Genomic DNA, 19,284 nt, shown 5'->3' on the forward strand with positions numbered 1-19,284 from the left:
CTGGGCAGCTCCCGCACCCGGGCCTGGGTGCCCGGACGGGGGCTGGTTCTCGACCCGCTCCCCGGCAGCGGCGACGAGCGGCCGGTCCGGCGCGGGCGCATCGTCGACCCCGAGTCCTGCGGCCGGCTGCTCGGCCGCATCGCCGACGCGGCCCTGGGCCCCGACCGCAGCGACAGCGTCATCGTTCTCAGCCACCCGGTGCTCGCCGGGGCCGAACACCGCACCGCGGCGCGCGCCCTGCTCGCCGGGCTCGGTACGTCCCGCGTCCTGGTCCTCAGCAGCGCCCGGGCCGCCGCCGCGTACGCCGGACCGAGGGAGACGGGCCCCCTCCTCGTCGTGGACATGGGAGCCGAGCTGACCGAGGTCACGCTCCTCGTCAACGGGCTGGTCGCCGACGCCCGGCAGGCCGAGAGCGGACTCGACGACCTCGACCGCCTCGATCCGGCGAAGCTGCCGGTCGCCCTCGTCCGCACGGTGCTCGACATGATCACGTCCATGTGGCGGCACGACCGGCACGGCGCGATCCGCGGGGCCCTGCGCAAGGGGCCCGTGCTCGCGGGCGGCGGGGCGCTGCGAGCCGACGTCCCCGATCGCATCGCCCGCTGCCTCGGCACCCGGGTGCGCCTGGCCGACGACCCGTCGACCACCGTCGTGCGCGGCGCCGGACAGATCCTCAGCTCCGTGCTGCGCCGTCCGGCCGCCTCGCCCGAGACCTTCGGCCCACCGAAGTGACGCCGCGCCCGCGGCCGTCCCGGTCGCGCGTGGCCCGGGCGCGGTCTCTGTCGGCCGCGCTGGTCCTCGCGCTCCTCACCGTCCTCACCCTGGTCGGCGGCGGAGCCTCGGCGGCCGGTGCCGCGCTCGCCCCGTCGGCCTCCCGGAGCCCCGCGCCCGTCACCACCGCCGCCTCGGCGCCCACCGCCCCCCAGATCCGGCACGCCGGACACGACGTCCGGCACCGGGCCGGCCATGACTCCCGGCACCGCGCCGGGCACCTCGCGGCATCCGGCAGCGCGGGGCCGGACCGCGCACGCGGAGCCGTGGCCGAGCCGGGCGCGGAGGCGACGGCGCGTGCCGCGCACGAGCAGCCCAGGGCGGCGGCCGATCCGGCGCAGGCCCCCCGGGCGGGCACCGGCCGGCCGTACCTGCTTCTCCACGCGCCACCGCCGCCGCACGACGCGCTGACGCCCACTCCGCCGGGGCCGTCCGAGCCGCGCCCCGGCGTCCACCACGTCGCCGCGGACTCCTCCGACGTGCCCGGCGGCCGCAGGGGTGCGCTCCCCGGCGTACGGGGGCCTCCGGGCGGGACCACCGGTCCCACGACCGGTCAGCCGTCCTGTTCTGCCGATCCGGCGCCGCGTCCTCACTGAGGTGAGGGCGCCGGGCGCCCCACCGGAGGATTTCCATGACTCGCGCCACCGCGGTGCGAGCGGTTCTGGCTGTCGCCGTCCTGCTCGTCTCCGTCTACATCAGCCTGACCATGTCGCCCAGACTCGGCCTCGATCTCCAGGGCGGCACCCGTATCGTGCTCCAGGCCCGGGACACCGCCACCGTCGAGGCGGACCGGGAGACCACCGACCGCACCCTGGAGGTGCTCCGGCAGCGCATCGACTCGCTGGGCGTCTCCGAGCCGACCCTGACCCGTTCCGGCGAGGACCGGATCATCGTCGAACTGCCCGACGTCCAGGATCCGCGCCAGGCCGCCGAAGTGATCGGCCGGACGGCTCAGCTCACCTTCCACCCGGTCCAGGGACCGGCGGCCGAGGAACCGGAGAAGAAGCCCTCGGGCTCCGACCCGACCGCCGAACCGGGCTCCCCCGCCGAACCCGGCTCCACCCCCGACCCCGACCGGCTGACCCTCCCCGACGAGCAGGGCCGCGTCCTCGACCTCGGCCCCTCCCGGCTCTCCGGGGCCGGCGTCGAGGACGCCACCGCGGGCTTCGAGGCGCAGGGCGGCGCGGGCTGGAGCGTCTCGCTCGAATTCCGCAAGGACGCCGGTCAGGAATGGAAGAAGCTGACCGGCGAAGCGGCCTGTCATCCCGCCGGCGACGACCGCCGCAGGGTCGCCATCGTCCTCGACCAGAAGGTCATCTCCTCGCCGCAGGTCGACCCCTCGGTCGGCTGCGGGGCCGGACTGCCGTCCGGGGCCACCCAGATCACCGGCTCCTTCAGCGCGGACGAGGCACGTGATCTGGCGCTGCTCATCAAGGGCGGAGCCCTGCCCGTGCCCGTCGAGATCGTCGAGCAGCGGACCGTCGGCCCGACGCTCGGCGCCGCGGCCATCGACGCGAGCGCGCAGGCGGCCCTCATCGGCGCTGCCGCCACCGCGCTGTTCATCACGATCGTCTACCGTCTCTTCGGTGCGCTGGCCGCCGTGGCGCTGGGCGCGTACGGGGTGATCTCCTACGCCGCGCTCGTCGCCCTCGGTGTCACGCTGACGCTTCCCGGGCTCGCCGGTTTCGTCCTCGCGATCGGGATGGCGGTCGACGCGAACGTCCTGGTCTTCGAACGGGCCAGGGAGGAGTGCGCCGACCGGCCGAAACGTTCCCTGCGCTCCGCGCTGACCACCGGGTTCCAGAAGGCGTGGAGCGCGGTCGCCGACTCCAACGCGACCACGCTGATCGCGGCCGGACTGCTGTTCTTCCTGGGCTCGGGCCCCGTCAAGGGCTTCGGGGTCACCCTCGCCATCGGGGTCATCGCCTCGATGTTCTCCGCGCTGGTCATCGCCCGCGCGCTCACCGAGATCGCCGCCAACTCCCGCTTCGTCAGCGACTACCGGAACGTCAACGGCATCGCGCGCCCCGGCGCCGTGCGCACCTGGCTGACACGCAAGGACCCGCAGATCTTCCGGAAACCGGTCCGCTGGCTCGTCGTCTCGGCGGCCTTGGTCGCCGTCGCGGTGGCCGGGATCGTGGTGCGCGGCGTCGACCTCGGCGTGGAGTTCACCGGGGGCCGGCTGGTCGAGTACTCCACCAGCCGGCCGGTCGACGTCGAGACGGCCCGGGACACGCTCGCCGCCGCCGGGTTCGGCGACGCCGAGGTCACCACCGCGGGCGACGGCGACCTGTCCGTACGCACCGGGAAGCTCGACAACGACGGCGAACACGCCCTGCGCGCCGCCCTCGCCGAGGAGGGCGGCGAGACGACGAAGGTACGGGACGAGCTGATCGGCCCGAGCCTCGGCGACGAACTCCGGCGCAACGCGCTGATCGCCCTGGGGGTCGCCGTCGCCGTCCAGCTGGCCTACCTGGCGGTCCGGTTCCGCTGGACGTTCGCGGTGTCGTCCGTCGCGGCGATGGTGCACGACGTGATCCTGGTGGTGGGGGCCTTCGCCTGGCTGGGGCGGCCGGTGGACGGCATCTTCCTGGCGGCCCTGCTCACCGTGATCGGCTACTCGGTCAACGACTCGGTGGTGGTCTTCGACCGGGTACGGGAGCTGTGGGGGGCGAACCGTCGGACACCGCTGGACACCATCGCCCGGCGGGCCGTCCTCCAGACCGTCCCGCGCACGGTGAACACCGGGATGGGCGCCCTGTTCATCCTGGCCGCCCTCGCGGTGCTGGGCGGCGATTCGCTGGCCGACTTCGCGCTCGCCCTGCTCATCGGCATCGTCGTCGGCACCTGGTCCTCGGTGTTCACCGCCGTGCCCGGGGCCCTTCTCCTGGAACGGAACGCCAAGACCCCGCCGCCCGTCCCCGGCAAGCGGAAGGGGAAGGGCTCGACGCGCGGGCGCGCGGGCGCGTCCCGGCGCGATCCGCTCGACAACGGGGCACGCGTCTGAGGCGACCCCGCGCCCCCGGCGCCACGACCCGCCCCCCCCCGGCGGGTCGTGGCGCCGGAGGGGCCTTGTGCCCGGGGTCAGGACGGGACGTGGGCGTGCAGGTAGGCGGCCGTCTCCCGGTCGGCGGGGAGGAACGTCTCGATGGCCAGCTCGGCCACCGTCACGTCCATCGGTGTGTTGAACGTCGCGATCGACGACACGAACGACAGAATCCGGCCCCCGTGTTCGAGCAGCATCGGCAGCGCGAACGCGGCGGAGCGCCTGTGCCCCGCACCGCCGGTGCGCCGGTCCGCGCCGGCCGCCCGCTCCGGGACCGGATAGGCGGCCACCTCGTCGTACAGCGCACGCAGCTCCGGCGAGCGTACGAGGGCGATCTGGCGGTCCATCTGGGCCAGCAGGTCCGCCCGCCACTCCGGGAGGTTCACGATGCGCGGGGCGAGCCCCTCCGGGTGGAGCGTGAGCCGCATGGCGTTCACCGGCGGGGCCAGCAGCTTCTCCGGCACCCCCGCGAGCAGCAGGGCGATCCCCCGATTGGCCGCCACCACCCCGTAGGTGCCGTCCACCACGAGCGCCGGATACGGCTCGTACGCCGCGAGCAGCCGGTCGAGGCCCTCCCGGAGGGAGGCCATCGCGGGGTCGTCGAGCGGCGTCTGCGCGTACCGGGGCGCGTAACCGGCCACCACCAGAAGGGCGTTGCGTTCACGGACCGGGACGTTCAGTTCCTCGGCCAGCCGCAGGACCATGTCCTCGCTGGGCCGGGAGCGGCCCGTCTCGATGAACGAGATGTGGCGGGCCGAGGAGTCGGCGCGCAGGGCCAGCTCCAGCTGGCTGATGCGCCGCTGCTCGCGCCAGTCCCGCAGCAGCGGCCCCACTCCCGTGTCGGGCAAGACAGTCGTCATGCCAAGACCGTAACGTCACCGGCGGGCCGGGGCCGTTGCGGGCCGCCCGGCCCGCTGTGACGCACAGGCCGATCCACCGAGACCCACGGGAGCCGTTCCATGAGTGCAGAGCCGCTGTCGCCGAACGAGATCGACCGCCGGCTGGAGAGCCTGCCCGGCTGGGCGCTGGAGGGTGACCGGATCACCCGGACCTTCCGGCTGCCCTCGCACTTCGCCGCCGCCGCGCTGACGGTCCACATCGCGCGCATCCAGGACGAGCTGAACCATCACGCGGACCTGACGCTCGGATACAACACGGTCGCCCTCTCCGTCCACACGCACGACGCGGGAGGCGCGGTCACCGAGAAGGACCTCGCGCTCGCCGAACGGGTGGCGAGCGCCGCCCCGGCCCACGGAGCGGAATAGCGGGGCGGGGCCGAACGGTCCACCGGGCCGCGCCACGACGGGCTGCCCGGCCCCTTCCCCGGCCCGGGGCTCAGGCCACGGTGCCGAACCTCGGGTGCGCGCCGAGCCACCGGGCGTAGCCCGGGCTGCGCGACACCGCCTCGGCGTAGGCCGCGCGGGTCGCTCCGGCCACCGTCCCCGCCGCGGCGTCCGCGGCGGGGGAGTGCGGGTGCCAGCCCACCAGATGGCGCCAGCTGAGCGGCGCGCCCGCCAGCGGCCTGGTCACCACACCCGGCGTCGGCGGGAACGTCGCCCGGCACAGTCCGATCGCCCGCCCCACCTGGACCAGATGGACGACGGACGAGGTGTCCGTCTCGTACACCGACACCGGGGTGAACCCCGACCGCGCGCAGGCGGAGGTGAAGCAGTCGGCGAAGCAGCCGTCCCCGGGCACGTCCGCCCAGCACTCGTCGGCGAGGGCCGCCAGCTCCAACTCCGTTTCATGGGCCAGCGCGTGATCCTCCGGCAGCATCACGAAGACCGGGTCCACCCCGACGACCTCCCAGGCCAGCCGGTCCGCCAGCGGCGGCGGACTCTCACCGCACGTCCCGATCAGCGCGAAGTCGAGTCGGCCGTCGATCACCAGCGAGGCGATCTCGGCCACCGACCACGAGGTGTACGTCGACACCGGTACCGACGGGTGCGCGGCGGCCATCCGGTCCACCAGGCCGCCGAGCAGCGGGCCGTGTGTGCCGCCCAGCCGGAACCGGTCCAGCGACCCCGTGGCATTGGCGAACCGGACCGCCTCCGCCTGGAGTTCACTGACCGCCGGCAGCACCACCCGGGCCCGCTCCAGCACCAGTTCGCCGAGCGGCGTGGCCCGCGCCCCGGTGTGGTCGCGGTCGAAGAGAGCACCGCCCAGGGCCTTCTCGATCCGCCGCAGCTGAGCGCTGAGGGCAGGCTGGGCAAGCCCCAGCGTGGCGGCGGCCTTGGTGAGGCTGCCCGTGTCGGCAATGGCACGGACCGTTCGTAGATGGCGCAACTCCAGCTCCATAAGGGCAAGTTATGGGCCCAAGCGCACCCCGGCAATATGTGCGCTCCGCCTACCGTTCGGTCGGTGTACACGGGGCGTACGCCGCCGGGCCCCGGCCGGAAGCGGAATTCCGGCTCAGCCGTGCCAGGCGCCGTCCCCCGCGGCCTCGGACACGAAGACGGAGAAGTCCTTCGGCTCCCGGCCCAGCACCCGCTTCACGTCGTCCGTCGTCCCCGCGTTGCGGCCGTCCAGCAGTGCCGCGAACAACTCGGCCAGGAACTCCGCCTCCGGGTCGAACCCCTCGAACTCCGCCAGCATCGACGCGTACGCGTCCGCCGTCACCGGCACGTACCGCACCGCGCGGCCCGACGCCCGGCCCAGCTCCTCGGCCGCCTCCGCGAACGTCAGGCTCCGGGGGCCCGTCAGCTCGTACACCGCCCCCGCGTGCCCCTCCCCGGTCAGCGCGGCCACCACCACGTCGGCCAGGTCGTCGAGGTCCAGGAAGGGTTCCGCCGTCGTACCCGCGGGGAACACCACCTCGCCGCCGAGCACGCCTTCCAGCAGCGCGCTCTCGCTGAAGTTCTGCGCGAAGAAGGCCGACCGGACGACGGTGACCTCCGCCGCCCCGGCGGCCCCGCGCAGCGCTTCCTCGGCGACGGCCGCCCGCGGTTCGCCGCGACCCGACAGCAGCACCACCCTCCGCACCCCGCACGCCGCGGCGGTCCGCCCGAAGGCGGCCATGGCCTCCGCCGCTCCGGGCACCGCCAGGTCCGGGTAGTACGCCACATAAGCGGCCCGGACGCCGCGCAGCGCCGCCGCCCAGCCCGTTTCGTCCTGCCAGTCGAACGGCACCTCGCCCGTGCGGGAACCCGAACGGACCGGCACCCCCAGGGCCGTCAGCCGCTCCACCACGCGACGGCCGGTCTTCCCCGTTCCGCTGGTCACCAGAACCGTTCCCGCGGCCACTCCCGCGTCCCGCTCCGCCACTCGTCCCCCGCCCCGTCCGCCGTTCCCGCCGTCGCCGCCGTTGTCGTCCCGCCGCGTGATCGCGTTCTCCGTCATGGCTCCAGCCTCCCGGTTCCGCGACCGCCCGGACATGCTCCAAAGGCTCAGCCGCCTACGTCTGCGTCCACGTCTCCGCGGGCCCCTCGGTGCGCTTCTCCGTCCGGGGCCGCGCGTCCAGGCCCTGTCGTCGCACTGCCGTCGTCGCCCGCGGGGCGGGCGGCAGTGCGACGACAGGGCCTAGGCTGGCGGCCATGGACGCTCTCGCCGGACTCCTGGACGGACCTCGGGCCCGGGGCGCGTTCCTGCTCCGCATGGTGATGGATCCGCCCTGGGCGGTACGGGTCGAGGACCGGGCCCCGATCTGCCTCATGTCGGTCCGGCGCGGAACGGCCTTCGTCGTCCCGTCCGGGGGAGGCGAACCGGTCCGGCTGGGCCCCGGGGACATCGCGGTGGTCCGCGGCCCCGACCCGTACACCGTCGCCGACGCACCCGGGACGACGCCCCACGCGCTCGTCGGTCCCGGCGGCGTCTGCACCACGCTGCACGGCCGGCCGCTCTCCCAGGACATGGTGCTGAACGTACGGACGTGGGGGAACGCGGCCGACGGCGCCACGGCGGTCCTCGTCGGCACCTATCTGCTGGACGGCGAGATCAGCAGCCGGCTGCTGGACGCCGTGCCCCCGCTGCTCACGGTTCCCGCCGACGCGCGGACCCGGCCGCTGCTGGACCTCCTCGACGCGGAGATCGCCCAGGAGGAGCCGGGCCAGCGCGTGGTCCTGGACCGGCTGCTGGACCTGCTGCTCATCGCCGTGCTCCGCGCCTGGTTCGCCCGGCCCGGGGCCGACGCCCCCTCCTGGTACCGCGCCATGGGCGACCCCGTCGTGGGCGCGGCGCTGCGGCTGCTGCGGAACGACCCGGCGCACCCCTGGACCGTCGCCTCGCTCGCCGCCCGCGTCGGGGTGTCCCGGGCCGGCCTCGCCCGGCGGTTCACCGGACTGGTCGGGGAGCCGCCGATGGCCTACCTGACCGGGCGGCGGCTCGCCGTCGCGGCCGACCTGCTGCGCGAGAGCGACGCCACGGTGGAGGCCGTGGCCCGGAAGGTCGGCTACAGCACCCCCTTCGCCTTCAGCGCGGCGTTCAAGAGGGTCAGGGGCGTCAGCCCGCAGGAGTACCGCGGCAGCCCGCCGGAGGATCACCTCGATTTGCCGGTCCGGCAAAGAAGATTGCCGGACGGGCGCCCGCTGGAGAAGCTGGTCCCATGAGCAGCCACGCCGGTCACGGCCACCACGACGCGCACGCACCCGCCCACGCCCACGCGCATGCCCACGGATCGGGCGGCGATCCGGCGACGGACATCGACTGGGACGTCCTCGGGCCCCTGCTGGAGCAGGAGGCCGAACTGAACGGCGTCCCGTACGAGGAGGCGGCCCGCTGGATCGCCGGCCTGCCCACCGCACCGAAGGTCCGCCGGGTCCTGGACATCGGCAGCGGCCCCGGCGTCGTCTCCTGCCTGCTCGCCGAGGTCTTCCCGGAGGCCGAGGTGGTGGCGGTGGACGCGACACCCGCCCTCCTGGACCGCGCGAAGGACCGCGCGCGACGCCTCGGCCTGAGCGACCGGTTCCGGACCCTGGAGGCCGAACTCCCGGCGGACTTCGACCGGTTGGGCGAGGCCGACCTGATCTGGGCGGGCAACTCGCTGCACCACCTGGGCGACCAGCGCGCCGCTCTGGCGGGCTTCGCCGGACTCCTGCGGCCCGGCGGCACGGTCGCGCTCGTCGAGGGCGGACTGCCCACCCGGCGGCTCCCGCGCGACATCGGCATCGGAGAGCCCGGCCTGGAGGCCCGTATGGGCGCGGCCTCCGCCACCCGCTTCGAGCGCATGCGGTCCGAACTCCCGGGCGCGAAGCGGGAGACCGAGGACTGGGCCGCGCTGTTCACCGCCGTCGGCCTCGTGCCGCAGGGCACCCGCAGCTTCCTCCTCGACCTGCCCGCCCCGCTCTCCGGCCCCGCCCGCGACCATGTCGTCGCGAGCATCACCCGCGAGCGGGAGATCCTGGGCGACCTGCTGTCGGCCGAGGACAGCGCCGTACTGGACCGGATGCTGGACCCGCGGGACCCCGAAGGCCTTCACCACCGCCCCGACGTCCACCTCCTCGCCGCGCGCACGGTCCACCTGGGCCGCCGCGACTGAACCGGCGCCACCGTCCCGGGCTCCTCAGCCGTCCTGGGGCACCGGCTCCAACCGCCACCACTGGAACGGGGAGTCGGTGTCCTCCCACTGCTGGACCGTGCCCCCGGCGGCGGTGGAACGGTCGGCGACCTCCATGACGAGGCCGCTGACGAAACTCACCAGCGTCACCGTCCCGGGAGCCTCCGGGTGCTGCTCGATCAGCCACTCCTGGGCGCCGAAGTTGTTGGCCTTCCACTGCTGGATCCGGGTGCCGTTCTCCGTGGCGGCGCCCGCCACGTCCAAGCGCTTCCCGCTGTGCTCGTTGACCAGGTGGAAGAGGGCCGCGCCCTCGTGCACCGGGGCCAGCCGCCACACCTGCGAAGCCGTTCCGTCGTCCGCGCCCTGCTGGACCCGGGCCCCGCTGCCCCTGGCCGCGCCGTACACCTCCAGCACCAGCTTGCTGCCGACGTTGCGCAGGCGGTACGCGCCCGCCTCGACGACGGGCGCGAGTTCGCCGCTCATGTTCCCCATCTCCCCGCTTCGACCTGTGTCGCGGTAGTGCCGTACCGCGGTGCCGCTGTTGCGCCGCCGGCGCGCGGCTGACGACGGCGCCCCCACCGTGATGCGGTGGGGGCGCCGTCGTCGGGACGCTCAGGCGCCGACGCTGAACTCCGCCGGGTCGGGGCCGATCCGCTTGCCCTCGTCCAGGGCCGCGAAGGCGGCGAGGTCGTCGGCGTCCAGCTCGAAGTCGAACACGTCCAGGTTCTCCTTGATCCGCGACGGGGTCACGGACTTCGGAATCACGATGTTGCCGGTCTGGAGGTGCCAGCGCAGCACCGCCTGGGCGGGCGTACGGCCGTGCTTCTGGGCGACGGCGACGACCGTCGGCACCTCCAGCAGGCCCTTGCCCTGGCCCAGCGGCGACCACGCCTCGGTGGCGATGCCGTGCTCGGCGTGGAAGGCGCGGAGCTCGGCCTGCTGGAGCTGGGGGTGCAGTTCGATCTGGTTGACGGCCGGCACCACGGAGGTCTCGGCGAGCAGCCGCTTCAGGTACTCGGGGTGGAAGTTCGACACGCCGATGGCCTTCGCACGGCCGTCGGCGAGGATCTTCTCGAACGCCCGGTAGGTGTCGGTGTACGCGTCCTTCACCGGGATCGGCCAGTGGATGAGGTAGAGGTCGACGTAGTCCAGACCGAGCTTGTCCAGCGAGGCGTCGATGGCGCGCAGGGTGCTGTCGTGTCCCTGGTCGCTGTTCCACAGCTTCGTGGTGACGAAAAGCTCGTCACGGGCGACGCCGGAGGCGGCGATGGCCTTGCCGGTGCCGGTCTCGTTCTCGTAGATCGCGGCGGTGTCGATGCTCCGGTACCCGGTCTCGATGGCCGTGGCGACCGCCTTCTCCGCCTCGTCGTCCGGCACCTGCCAGACACCGAAACCGAGCTGCGGCATGTCGACGCCGTTGTTGAGGGTGATGGAGGGGACCTGGCTCACGAGCGATCGATCCTAACGTCGTCGGTTGTTGACTCCCCACGACAACGCCCGGGCGAGCCCGAGCATTCCCGCCCCCGTCCGGCAGCCTCGACCGGCTCGCCGCGTCGCGGGCCGGACGAGATTTTGCGGACACGACAGGGCCTAGTGGTACAGGGCGTCGACCTCGACCGCGTACGCCGTCTCGATCGCCTTGCGCTTCAGCTTCAGCGAGGGCGTCAGCAGCCCCGTCTCCTCGGTGAACGGATGCGCCAGGATCCGGAACGTACGGATCGACTCGGCCTGGGACACCGCCGTGTTGGCGGCCACCACCGCCCGGCGGACCTCCATCTCCAGGTCCGGGTCCCGCACCAGCTCGGCCGGGCCGAGCGGGGTGCGGCCCTGCATCGACAGCCAGTGGTCCACGGACTCCTGGTCGACGGTGACGAGCGCCGCGATGTACGGGCGGTCGTTGCCGACGACGATGCACTGCGCCACCAGCGGGTGCGCCCGTACGCGTTCCTCCAGACCGGCCGGGGAGACGCTCTTGCCGCCGGACGTCACCAGGATCTCCTTCTTCCGCCCGGTGATCGTCAGATAGCCGTCCTCGTCCAGCGAACCGAGGTCCCCGGTGGCGAGCCAGCCGTCCCGCAACACCGTCCGGGTGGCCCCGGGGTTGCCCAGATAGCCGGAGAAGACGTTCGGCCCGTGCACCCACACCTCCCCGTCGTCCGCGATGTGCACCGAGGTGCCGGGGATGGGCTGGCCGACCGTGCCGTACCGGGTGCGCTCGGGAGGGTTCGCCGTCGCGGCGGCGGTCGACTCGGTGAGCCCGTACCCCTCGAAGACACTCACCCCGGCGCCCGCGAAGAACAGTCCGAGCCGGCGGTCCATGCCCGAACCGCCCGACATCGCGTGCCGGACCCGGCCGCCCATCGCGTCGCGGACCTTCTTGTAGACGACCTTGTCGAAGAACTGGTGCTGCATCCGCAGCCCGGCCGAGGGACCGGGGCCGGCCCCGAACGCCTTCTGCTCCAGGGCCTCCGCGTACTTCACCGCGATGTCGACGGCCTTGTCGAACGGCCCGGCCCTGCCCTCCGCCTCGGCCTTGCGCCGGGCCCCGTTGAACACCTTCTCGAAGATGTACGGCACCGCCAGGATGAACGTCGGCCGGAACGTCACCAGGTCCGGCATCAGCGCGTTCGCGGACAGCTCCGGCTGATGCCCGAGCTTGACCCGGCCACGGACCGCGGCGATCTCGACCATCCGTCCGAAGACATGGGCCAGCGGCAGGAAGAGGAGGGTGGCCGCCTCGTCACCGGGCTTGGAGTGGAACACCGGCTCCCAGCGCGTGACCATCGTGTCGCTCTCGAACATGAAGCTCGCGTGGGTGATCACGCACCCTTTGGGGCGGCCCGTCGTCCCCGAGGTGTAGATGACGGTCGCCACGGAGTCGGGTGTCACCGCGCGACGGTGCCGCTGCACCACCTCGTCGTCGATGTCCGCGCCCGCTCCGAACAGCTCGTCCACCGCCCCGGCGTCCAGCTGCCAGAGCCGCTTCAGGCGCGGCAGCCGGTCGATCACCGAGCCGACGGTCATCGCGTGGTCCTCGTGCTCGACCATCACCGCCACCGCCTCGGCGTCGTGCAGCATCCACAGGACCTGCTCGGCGGAGGAGGTCGGGTAGACCGGCACCGACTGGGCCCCGACGGTCCAGAGCGCGAAGTCGAAGATCGTCCACTCGTAGCGGGTACGGGACATCAGGGCGACCCGGTCGCCGAACCGCACCCCGTGCGCGATCAGACCCTTGGCCAGCGCCAGCACCTGATCGCGGAACTCCGCAGAGGTCACATCACGCCACTGGCCCCCGGCGTCCTTGCGGCCGAGCGCGACGCGGTGCGGATCGTCCTCCGCGTAGTCGAAGACCACATCGGCCAGACCGCCGACCTGAGGCGCCGCCGGCATCGGTGGGACAGTGAAATCGCGCAATGACATGCTCCTCGTGGCGCTCCGCACAGCGCCGCGACGCTACCCCAAGCGGGGCCCCGGCGGGAGGGGCCAGGACCCTTCGGACACCGGGTCGTCCGCCCAGGTCAACCGTCGAAATCCGGCCAGATGGGCAAGGCTCGGGCGTCGGCCCGGTCCAGTTCTGACGGCGGGGTAAGCGGCTCGCGCCGGAATCTCCACCGAATCCGACCGCGGCGCCCACCCACGACCGTCGCCATCGTCGTGACCACCGTGTCACCTCGGCCGTCACCGCCGTCACCGCCGTCACCGCCGTCACCGCCGTCACCGCCGTCACCGCCGTCACCGCCGTCACCGCCGTCACCGCCGTCACCGCGATCCTCGCCCACCATCGCGAAACCGCGACCACCTCGGCGACCGGTGCGGGCCGCTAAGTGCTGTCGTCGAACTGCCGCCTGACCCCGCAGGGCCGCCCTTCGGGCGACGACGGCAGTTCGACGACAGCACCTAAGGCCCTTCCCCGACGCTGGTCCCGCGATGCAGCCGGTCGCCGCCCGCCAGGATCGCGGAGGCCAGCGCGTCGGCCGCCTCCTGGGCCGCGCCCCGGCGGTTCCCGTGCAGCAGGACGAAGTCGACGCCGCCGAGCTCCGGCAGCCCCGACCGGGCCGGCACCGGCGCCAGCCCCGGCGGGATCATCCCCCGGGAGTGCGCCATCACCCCCAGGCCCGCCCGCGCCGCCGCGACCAGACCGCTCAGGCTCGTACTCGTGCACGCGAGCCGCCAGGCCCGCCCGTGCTCCTCCAGCACCTCCAGGGCGCGGGCCCGGGTGATGGCCGGTGGCGGAAAGACGACCAGCGGCACGGGGCGCTCCGGATCGATCCGCAGCTGCGGCGCGCCGATCCACTCCAGCGCGTCCCGCCACATCAGCTCGCCGTGGGTGTCACCGGTCCGCCGCTTGGCCAGCACGAGATCCAGCCGGCCCGCGGCGAGCTGCCGGTGCAGTGTCCCGGACAGCTCCACGGTGAGCTGGAGCTCGACCTCCGGATGGTCACGGCGGAAGGACTCCAGGATCTCGGGGAGCCGGGTCAGCACGAAGTCCTCGGAGGCCCCGAACCGCAGCCGGCCGCGCAGCCGGGTGCCCGCGAAGAACGCGGCGGCCCGCTCGTGCGCCGACAGGATCGACCTCGCGAAGCCGAGCATCGCCTCACCGTCCTCGGTGAGGTCGACCCGATGGGTGTCCCGGGTGAACAGCTGCCGCCCCGCCGCCCCCTCCAGCCGCCGCACGTGCTGGCTGACCGTGGACTGGCGGATCCCGAGCCTGCGCGCGGCCTGGGTGAAGCTCAGGGTCTGGGCCACGGCGAGGAAGGTCCGCAGGTGGGTGGGGTCGTACGGGGCGTCCATGGGCCCACGTTATCGGGATCGGTGATGACAGTCAGAGCGGTATACGTGATTCCCGATGAGGCCGATCGGGAGCAGGATGGACGTCGACCCCGGGCCGCGCCCGAGCCCCTGGGCCGCGCCCGAGCCCCTGGGCCGCGCCCGAGCCCCCCGGGCCGCGCGCGCACGCCCGGATTGCTGTCCGCCCGGCACGGCGGGCCGACCCCTGGAGACCCGATCAGATGACCCGCCGCATCCCGAGACCGCCGTCCTGGCTGCCGGTCGACGCCTACATCCTGGCGCTGGCGGCGACCGTGGCCCTCGCGGCGCTGCTGCCCGCCCGGGGAACCGCCGCCGACGTGGCGGGCGGGGCCTCCACCGGCGCGGTCTCCCTGCTGTTCTTCCTCTACGGGGCGCGGCTCTCCACGGCCGAGGCGCTGGACGGCCTCAAGCACTGGCGACTCCACCTCACCGTCCTGGCCTGCACCTTCGTCGTCTTCCCGCTGCTGGGGCTGGCGAGCGGCGGGCTGGTGCCGTACGTGCTGACGCCCGAGCTCCAGGCGGGCTTCCTCTTCCTGTGCCTGGTCCCCTCGACGATCCAGTCCTCCATCGCCTTCACCTCGATCGCCCGGGGCAACGTGCCCGCCGCGATCTGCGCCGGGTCCTTCTCCAGCCTCGCCGGGATCCTCGTGACCCCACTGCTCGCCGCCCTGCTGCTCGGTTCGACCGGGGGCGGGTTCTCGGCGGACGCGCTGGTGAAGATCGTGCTCCAACTGCTCGTCCCGTTCCTCGCCGGACAGCTGCTGCGCCGCTGGGTCGGCGGTTTCCTCACCCGGCACAAGAGGGTTCTCGGCCTGGTCGACCGGGGGTCGATCCTGCTCGTCGTCTACACCGCGTTCAGCGAGGGGATGGTCGCCGGCGTCTGGCACCGGATCACCCCCGCCCGGCTCGGCGCGCTGCTCGCCGCCGAGGCGGTCCTGCTGGCGCTGATGCTCACCCTGAGCTGGTACGGGGCGCGGCGGCTCGGCTTCGACCGGGCGGACCGGATCGCCATCCAGTTCGCCGGTTCGAAGAAGAGTCTGGCGGCCGGGCTGCCGATGGCGACCGTGATCTTCGGTGCGCACGCGAGCCTCGCCGTGCTGCCGCTGATGGTCTTCCACCAGATGCAGCTGATGGTCTGCGCGGTGATCGCCAAACGCCGCGCCCGCGACCCCGAGCCGCCGCCGGACCCGGCTGATTCCGCTTCCGGGGCGCTGTCGGACCCAGCGGTTACGGTGGGCCGGTAGCCGGTAGCCGGTAGCCGGTAGCCGACAGCGAGGAAGCGCCATGAGTGACGAACCCGGTACGCCCGCCGACGACTTTCCGCACGGGGCGGGCCATCCCGCCCGGGGCGCCCTGCGGGCGGCGGGCTACACCCGCCTCGCCCAGCTCACGACCGTGACCGCGGCGGAGGTGCTCGCGCTGCACGGGGTCGGCCCGAAGGCGATCGGGGTCCTGCGCGAAGCGCTGGCCGCCGAGGGGCTGGCCTTCGCGGGGGAGTGAGGCCGGTGCGCCCCGGGTCTTCCGGCCGGAGCGCACCCCCGGCGCGCCTCAGCCCCGGCGTACCGCCGCCTCCAACGCGATCCGGTGCTCACCGGCGTACACGTTCATCGAGGGGCCGCGCAGGAAGCCGACCAGCGTCAGTCCGCTCTCCGCCGCCAGGTCCACGGCCAGCGACGAGGGCGCCGAGACCGCCGCGAGCACCGGGATCCCCGCCATCACGGCCTTCTGCGCCAGCTCGAACGAGGCCCGCCCCGACACCAGCAGAACGGCCCGCGACAGGGGCAGCCGGTGGTCCGTCAGCGCCCGGCCCACCAGCTTGTCGACCGCGTTGTGCCGGCCGACGTCCTCGCGGACGTCCAGAAGCTCGCCCTCCTCGGAGAACAGGGCGGCCGCGTGCAGGCCCCCTGTCCGGTCGAACACCCGCTGCGCGGCCCGCAACCGGTCCGGGAGGGCGGACAGCAGCTCCGGAGTCACCCGCACCGGGGGAGCGTCGGACACCGGGTGCCGGGTCGTGGTGCGTACCGCGTCCAGGCTGGCCTTGCCGCACAGGCCGCACGAGGAGGTGGTGTAGACGTTCCGCTCCAGGGTGATGTCGGGGACCCGGACCCCGGGCGCGAGCTTCACGTCCACCACGTTGTAGCTGTTCACCCCGTCCGCCGTCGCCCCGGCGCAGTAGACGATCGACTGCACCTCGTCCGCCTCGGCGATCACCCCCTCGCTGACGAGGAAGCCCGCCGCCAGTGCGAAATCGTCGCCCGGCGTACGCATGGTGATGGCCAGCGGCCGGCCGTTCAGGCGGATCTCCAGAGGCTCCTCCGCCACCAGGGTGTCCGCGCGGGAGGAGACGGCACCGTCGCGGATGCGGAGGGTGCGGCGGCGCTCGGTGGCCCGTCCCATGGATGTGAACCCCGATTCTGTCCGTGTGCGATGGCTTCTGTCCGGGTGGGCGAAGCCGGAACCCGTCCCCGTCATTGTCCGGCACCCGCACCGGCGTGTCGCCGCCACGGCCGCACCACGCTGACCAGGCTGTTGTCAATGCTCCAACGTGTGGGCCGGTTTCCTGTGGGATCACGTGCCCCCGTACCCGGCGGTAGCGACCAAGACTGGATGTTTCCTGCCCCACCCGACGATGGGAACCCGTATGACCGGCTCACGTGTCGTGGCGCTCGGCCACTACCAGCCCGCCAAGGTGCTCACCAACGACGACCTGGCGGCCATGGTCGACACGAGCGACGAGTGGATCACCAGCAGGGTCGGCATCAAGACCCGCCATGTGGGTGGCCCGGACGAGCCGGTGGACGAGATGGCCGCGCACGCGGGAGCCAAGGCGCTGGCCGCGGCCGGGCTGGCGCCCTCGGACATCGATCTGGTCCTGGTCGCCACCTCCACCGCGATCGACCGGTCCCCGAGCATGTCCGCGCGGGTCGCGGCGCGGCTCGGCATGGGCTCGCCGGCCGTGATGGACATCAACGTGGTGTGCTCCGGCTTCACGCACGCGCTGGCCACCGCCGACCACACGATCCGGGCCGGAGCGGCGAGCCGGGCGCTGGTCATCGGCGCCGACAAGATGGCCGACATCGCGGACTGGACCGACCGCTCCACCTGCGTCCTGCTCGGCGACGGCGCGGGCGCGGCCGTCGTCACCGCCGACCCGGCGGCCCCCGGGGCCCCCGGCGGGCCCGGCATCGGACCGGTGCTGTGGGGCTCCGTGCCGGAGATGGGCAACGCGGTCCGGATCGAGGGAACGCCGCCGCGCTTCGCGCAGGAGGGCCAGTCCGTCTACCGCTGGGCCACCACCCAGCTCCCCCCGATCGCCCGCCGGGTCTGCGAGAAGGCCGGCATCGCCCCGGAGGACCTGGCGGCCGTCGTCCTGCACCAGGCCAATCTGCGGATCATCGAGCCGGTCGCCCGGAAGATCGGCGCGGTCAACGCCGTCATCGCCCGCGACGTGGTGGACTCCGGCAACACCTCGGCCGCCTCCATCCCGATGGCCCTGTCCAAGCTGGTCGAGCGCGGCGAGGTCGCCTCCGGCGCGCCCGTCCTCCTCTTCGGATTCGGCGGGAACCTCTCCTACGCGGGTCAGGTCATCCGCTGCCCGTGACGCCCTCCCCGGCGTCCGCGTGAGCGCCGACCGAGGACCTTTGTCCTGAGTGTGGAGAAAGTTGGAGCGGATTCCTGCGCAACTTCTTCCCACTCCGGGCAAGCGCTGCTACGTTCCCCTCGAAAGCCCGACGGACTGGCCGATGTGGCGGGGAGGGACGCGTGAGACGCATGACGGCACGACCCGCGAACGCGCATCAGGCGCGGCTGCTCCGGCTGCTGCGCGACGGGGGCCCCAACTCCCGTGCGCAACTGGGCGATCAGGTCGATCTGTCGCGCTCGAAGCTCGCCGTCGAGGTGGACCGGCTGCTGGAGACCGGCCTGGTGGTCGCCGACGGACTCGCCGCGTCGCGCGGCGGGCGCCGCTCGCACAACATCAGGCTCGCTCCCGAACTGCGGTTCCTCGGGGTCGACATCGGCGCCACCTCGATCGACGTGGCCGTCACCAACGCGGAGCTGGAGGTCCTGGGACACCTCAACCACCCGATGGACGTGCGCGAGGGCCCCGTCGCCGTCTTCGAACAGGTGCTGTCGCTGGCCGCCAAGCTGCGGGCCTCCGGGCTCGCGGAGGGCTTCGACGGCGCGGGCATCGGGGTCCCCGGCCCCGTCCGCTTCCCCGAGGGCGTGCCGGTCGCGCCGCCGATCATGCCGGGCTGGGACGGTTTCCCGGTCCGCGAGGCGCTCAGCCAGGAGCTGGGCTGCCCCGTCATGGTCGACAACGACGTGAACCTCATGGCGATGGGGGAGCAGCACGCGGGCGTGGCCCGCTCCGTGGGCGACTACCTCTGCGTCAAGATCGGTACGGGCATCGGCTGCGGGATCGTCGTCGGCGGCGAGGTCTACCGGGGTACGACCGGCAGCGCCGGCGACATCGGGCACATCCAGGTGGACCCGGACGGCCGGGCCTGCGCCTGCGGCAACAAGGGCTGCCTGGAGGCCCACTTCAGCGGCGCCGCCCTCGCCCGCGACGCGGAGGACGCGGCCCGGGAGGGCCGCTCGCCCGAGCTCGCCGCCCGGCTGGAGGCGGCGGGCCGCCTCACCGCCGCCGACGTGGCCGCGGCCGCCGCCGCCGGGGACGCCGCCGCGCTCGACCTGATCCGCGAAGGCGGCAATCGGCTCGGCCAGGTGATCGCGAGCCTGGTCAGCTTCTTCAATCCCGGTCTGGTGGTGATCGGCGGCGGGGTCACCGGCCTCGGTCACAACCTCCTCGCCAGTGTCCGCACCCAGGTCTACAAGCAGTCCCTGCCCCTGGCCACCGGCAACCTCCCCATCGTGCTGGGCGAACTGGGGCCCACCGCCGGAGTGATCGGCGCGGCCCGGCTCATCAGCGACCACCTCTTCTCACCGGCCTGACCCACAGGGCCGTACGCACCACCGCATTGGTCAGGTACCCGGCGCCCGCCCGGTACTAGTCAGGTACTCGTCAGGTCCTCGCTCGTCAGGTACCAGTCAGCAGCCGTTCGCGGTGCCGCCGGCTCCACGGCACCTCCAGCCCTGCGCCCTGTCCGCTCACCGGCCCTCCCCGGCCCTCGGCACCCGCCCGAGCAGGGGAGACCCCATTCGCCGA

Annotated in this window: 18 protein-coding genes; 10 read left to right on the plus strand and 8 right to left on the minus strand. The window is 73.6% G+C overall.

Annotation, left to right across the window (positions count from 1 at the left end):
- Positions 1-27: 27 nt before the first annotated feature.
- Genes DTB53_RS11940 through secD form a run of 3 tightly spaced genes read left to right on the plus strand, consistent with a single transcriptional unit; the run spans position 28 to position 3,778 of the window.
- Positions 28-732 (plus strand): rod shape-determining protein, encoded by a 705-nt coding sequence (locus DTB53_RS11940; protein WP_012378328.1) that lies wholly within the window; start codon positions 28-30, stop codon positions 730-732.
- A gap of 29 nt (positions 733-761) precedes the next feature.
- On the plus strand, positions 762-1,367 hold the full coding sequence (locus tag DTB53_RS11945) for a hypothetical protein (protein ID WP_236586254.1): 606 nt from the start codon (positions 762-764) through the stop codon (positions 1,365-1,367).
- Between the two features lie 35 nt (positions 1,368-1,402).
- Positions 1,403-3,778 carry a protein translocase subunit SecD gene (gene secD, locus DTB53_RS11950; RefSeq protein WP_012378326.1) on the plus strand — a complete coding sequence of 792 codons (2,376 nt, stop codon included), beginning with the start codon at positions 1,403-1,405 and terminating at the stop codon, positions 3,776-3,778.
- Between the two features lie 77 nt (positions 3,779-3,855).
- Here secD and DTB53_RS11955 read toward each other — a convergent pair whose 3' ends face one another.
- Positions 3,856-4,677, minus strand: a complete 822-nt coding sequence (locus tag DTB53_RS11955; protein WP_003965029.1) for a helix-turn-helix domain-containing protein — start codon at positions 4,675-4,677, stop codon at positions 3,856-3,858.
- Between the two features lie 99 nt (positions 4,678-4,776).
- On the opposite strand from DTB53_RS11955, the gene DTB53_RS11960 reads away from it, so the two are divergent.
- Positions 4,777-5,082, plus strand: a complete 306-nt coding sequence (locus DTB53_RS11960; RefSeq protein ID WP_012378325.1) for a 4a-hydroxytetrahydrobiopterin dehydratase — start codon at positions 4,777-4,779, stop codon at positions 5,080-5,082.
- A gap of 70 nt (positions 5,083-5,152) precedes the next feature.
- Here DTB53_RS11960 and DTB53_RS11965 read toward each other — a convergent pair whose 3' ends face one another.
- The gene (locus tag DTB53_RS11965; protein ID WP_003965025.1) at positions 5,153-6,115 is read right to left on the minus strand and encodes a LysR family transcriptional regulator; all 963 of its coding nucleotides are present in this window, start codon (positions 6,113-6,115) and stop codon (positions 5,153-5,155) included.
- 114 nt (positions 6,116-6,229) lie between these two features.
- Positions 6,230-7,156 (minus strand): Rossmann-fold NAD(P)-binding domain-containing protein, encoded by a 927-nt coding sequence (locus tag DTB53_RS11970; protein ID WP_042495687.1) that lies wholly within the window; start codon positions 7,154-7,156, stop codon positions 6,230-6,232.
- Between the two features lie 194 nt (positions 7,157-7,350).
- On the opposite strand from DTB53_RS11970, the gene DTB53_RS11975 reads away from it, so the two are divergent.
- A complete protein-coding gene (locus tag DTB53_RS11975; RefSeq protein ID WP_012378323.1) occupies positions 7,351-8,361 on the plus strand; it encodes an AraC family transcriptional regulator in 1,011 nt (336 codons plus the stop codon).
- Complete coding sequence (locus DTB53_RS11980; protein WP_012378322.1) at positions 8,358-9,290, plus strand: class I SAM-dependent methyltransferase; 933 nt, start codon at positions 8,358-8,360, stop codon at positions 9,288-9,290. The genes DTB53_RS11975 and DTB53_RS11980 overlap by 4 nt, the downstream gene beginning before the upstream one ends.
- A gap of 24 nt (positions 9,291-9,314) precedes the next feature.
- On the opposite strand, the gene DTB53_RS11985 is transcribed toward DTB53_RS11980, so the two are convergent.
- The 4 genes from DTB53_RS11985 to DTB53_RS12005 all read right to left on the minus strand — a co-directional run bounded on the left by DTB53_RS11985 (position 9,315) and on the right by DTB53_RS12005 (position 14,099).
- A complete protein-coding gene (locus tag DTB53_RS11985) occupies positions 9,315-9,791 on the minus strand; it encodes an RICIN domain-containing protein (RefSeq protein ID WP_042498202.1) in 477 nt (158 codons plus the stop codon).
- 129 nt (positions 9,792-9,920) lie between these two features.
- On the minus strand, positions 9,921-10,757 hold the full coding sequence (locus DTB53_RS11990) for an aldo/keto reductase (protein ID WP_003965020.1): 837 nt from the start codon (positions 10,755-10,757) through the stop codon (positions 9,921-9,923).
- Positions 10,758-10,898: 141 nt separating this feature from the next.
- Positions 10,899-12,698 (minus strand): AMP-dependent synthetase/ligase, encoded by a 1,800-nt coding sequence (locus DTB53_RS11995; protein ID WP_042495682.1) that lies wholly within the window; start codon positions 12,696-12,698, stop codon positions 10,899-10,901.
- Positions 12,699-13,205: 507 nt separating this feature from the next.
- Complete coding sequence (locus DTB53_RS12005) at positions 13,206-14,099, minus strand: LysR family transcriptional regulator (RefSeq protein ID WP_012378319.1); 894 nt, start codon at positions 14,097-14,099, stop codon at positions 13,206-13,208.
- Positions 14,100-14,317: 218 nt separating this feature from the next.
- Here DTB53_RS12005 and DTB53_RS12010 point away from each other — a divergent pair, with 218 nt between their 5' ends.
- Positions 14,318-15,361 (plus strand): bile acid:sodium symporter family protein, encoded by a 1,044-nt coding sequence (locus DTB53_RS12010; RefSeq protein WP_012378318.1) that lies wholly within the window; start codon positions 14,318-14,320, stop codon positions 15,359-15,361.
- A gap of 40 nt (positions 15,362-15,401) precedes the next feature.
- On the plus strand, positions 15,402-15,617 hold the full coding sequence (locus DTB53_RS12015) for a helix-hairpin-helix domain-containing protein (RefSeq protein WP_003965016.1): 216 nt from the start codon (positions 15,402-15,404) through the stop codon (positions 15,615-15,617).
- A gap of 48 nt (positions 15,618-15,665) precedes the next feature.
- Here DTB53_RS12015 and fdhD read toward each other — a convergent pair whose 3' ends face one another.
- Positions 15,666-16,514 (minus strand): formate dehydrogenase accessory sulfurtransferase FdhD, encoded by an 849-nt coding sequence (fdhD, locus tag DTB53_RS12020; protein ID WP_003965015.1) that lies wholly within the window; start codon positions 16,512-16,514, stop codon positions 15,666-15,668.
- A gap of 244 nt (positions 16,515-16,758) precedes the next feature.
- Here fdhD and DTB53_RS12025 point away from each other — a divergent pair, with 244 nt between their 5' ends.
- Positions 16,759-17,718 carry a beta-ketoacyl-ACP synthase III gene (locus DTB53_RS12025; protein ID WP_012378317.1) on the plus strand — a complete coding sequence of 320 codons (960 nt, stop codon included), beginning with the start codon at positions 16,759-16,761 and terminating at the stop codon, positions 17,716-17,718.
- Between the two features lie 170 nt (positions 17,719-17,888).
- Positions 17,889-19,070: an ROK family transcriptional regulator gene (locus DTB53_RS12030; RefSeq protein ID WP_012378316.1), complete on the plus strand. Its 1,182-nt coding sequence runs from the start codon at positions 17,889-17,891 to the stop codon at positions 19,068-19,070.
- Positions 19,071-19,284 lie beyond the last annotated feature (214 nt).

It is taken from the genome of Streptomyces griseus (assembly GCF_900460065.1).
GTDB lineage: Bacteria > Actinomycetota > Actinomycetes > Streptomycetales > Streptomycetaceae > Streptomyces > Streptomyces griseus.

Bases quoted from the DNA above. Each gene is read 5' to 3' on its own strand.
- DTB53_RS11975 (WP_012378323.1), top strand. From the start codon at position 7,351: ATGGACGCTCTCGCCGGACTCCTGGACGGACCTCGGGCCCGGGGCGCG.
- DTB53_RS11955 (WP_003965029.1), bottom strand. From the start codon at position 4,677: ATGACGACTGTCTTGCCCGACACGGGAGTGGGGCCGCTGCTGCGGGAC.
- DTB53_RS11985 (WP_042498202.1), bottom strand. From the start codon at position 9,791: ATGAGCGGCGAACTCGCGCCCGTCGTCGAGGCGGGCGCGTACCGCCTG.
- DTB53_RS11960 (WP_012378325.1), top strand. From the start codon at position 4,777: ATGAGTGCAGAGCCGCTGTCGCCGAACGAGATCGACCGCCGGCTGGAG.
- fdhD (WP_003965015.1), bottom strand. From the start codon at position 16,514: ATGGGACGGGCCACCGAGCGCCGCCGCACCCTCCGCATCCGCGACGGT.
- DTB53_RS12025 (WP_012378317.1), top strand. From the start codon at position 16,759: ATGACCGGCTCACGTGTCGTGGCGCTCGGCCACTACCAGCCCGCCAAG.
- DTB53_RS12015 (WP_003965016.1), top strand. From the start codon at position 15,402: ATGAGTGACGAACCCGGTACGCCCGCCGACGACTTTCCGCACGGGGCG.
- DTB53_RS11970 (WP_042495687.1), bottom strand. From the start codon at position 7,156: ATGACGGAGAACGCGATCACGCGGCGGGACGACAACGGCGGCGACGGC.
- DTB53_RS11965 (WP_003965025.1), bottom strand. From the start codon at position 6,115: ATGGAGCTGGAGTTGCGCCATCTACGAACGGTCCGTGCCATTGCCGAC.
- DTB53_RS11995 (WP_042495682.1), bottom strand. From the start codon at position 12,698: ATGCCGGCGGCGCCTCAGGTCGGCGGTCTGGCCGATGTGGTCTTCGAC.
- DTB53_RS12010 (WP_012378318.1), top strand. From the start codon at position 14,318: ATGACCCGCCGCATCCCGAGACCGCCGTCCTGGCTGCCGGTCGACGCC.
- DTB53_RS11980 (WP_012378322.1), top strand. From the start codon at position 8,358: ATGAGCAGCCACGCCGGTCACGGCCACCACGACGCGCACGCACCCGCC.
- secD (WP_012378326.1), top strand. From the start codon at position 1,403: ATGACTCGCGCCACCGCGGTGCGAGCGGTTCTGGCTGTCGCCGTCCTG.
- DTB53_RS12005 (WP_012378319.1), bottom strand. From the start codon at position 14,099: ATGGACGCCCCGTACGACCCCACCCACCTGCGGACCTTCCTCGCCGTG.
- DTB53_RS12030 (WP_012378316.1), top strand. From the start codon at position 17,889: ATGACGGCACGACCCGCGAACGCGCATCAGGCGCGGCTGCTCCGGCTG.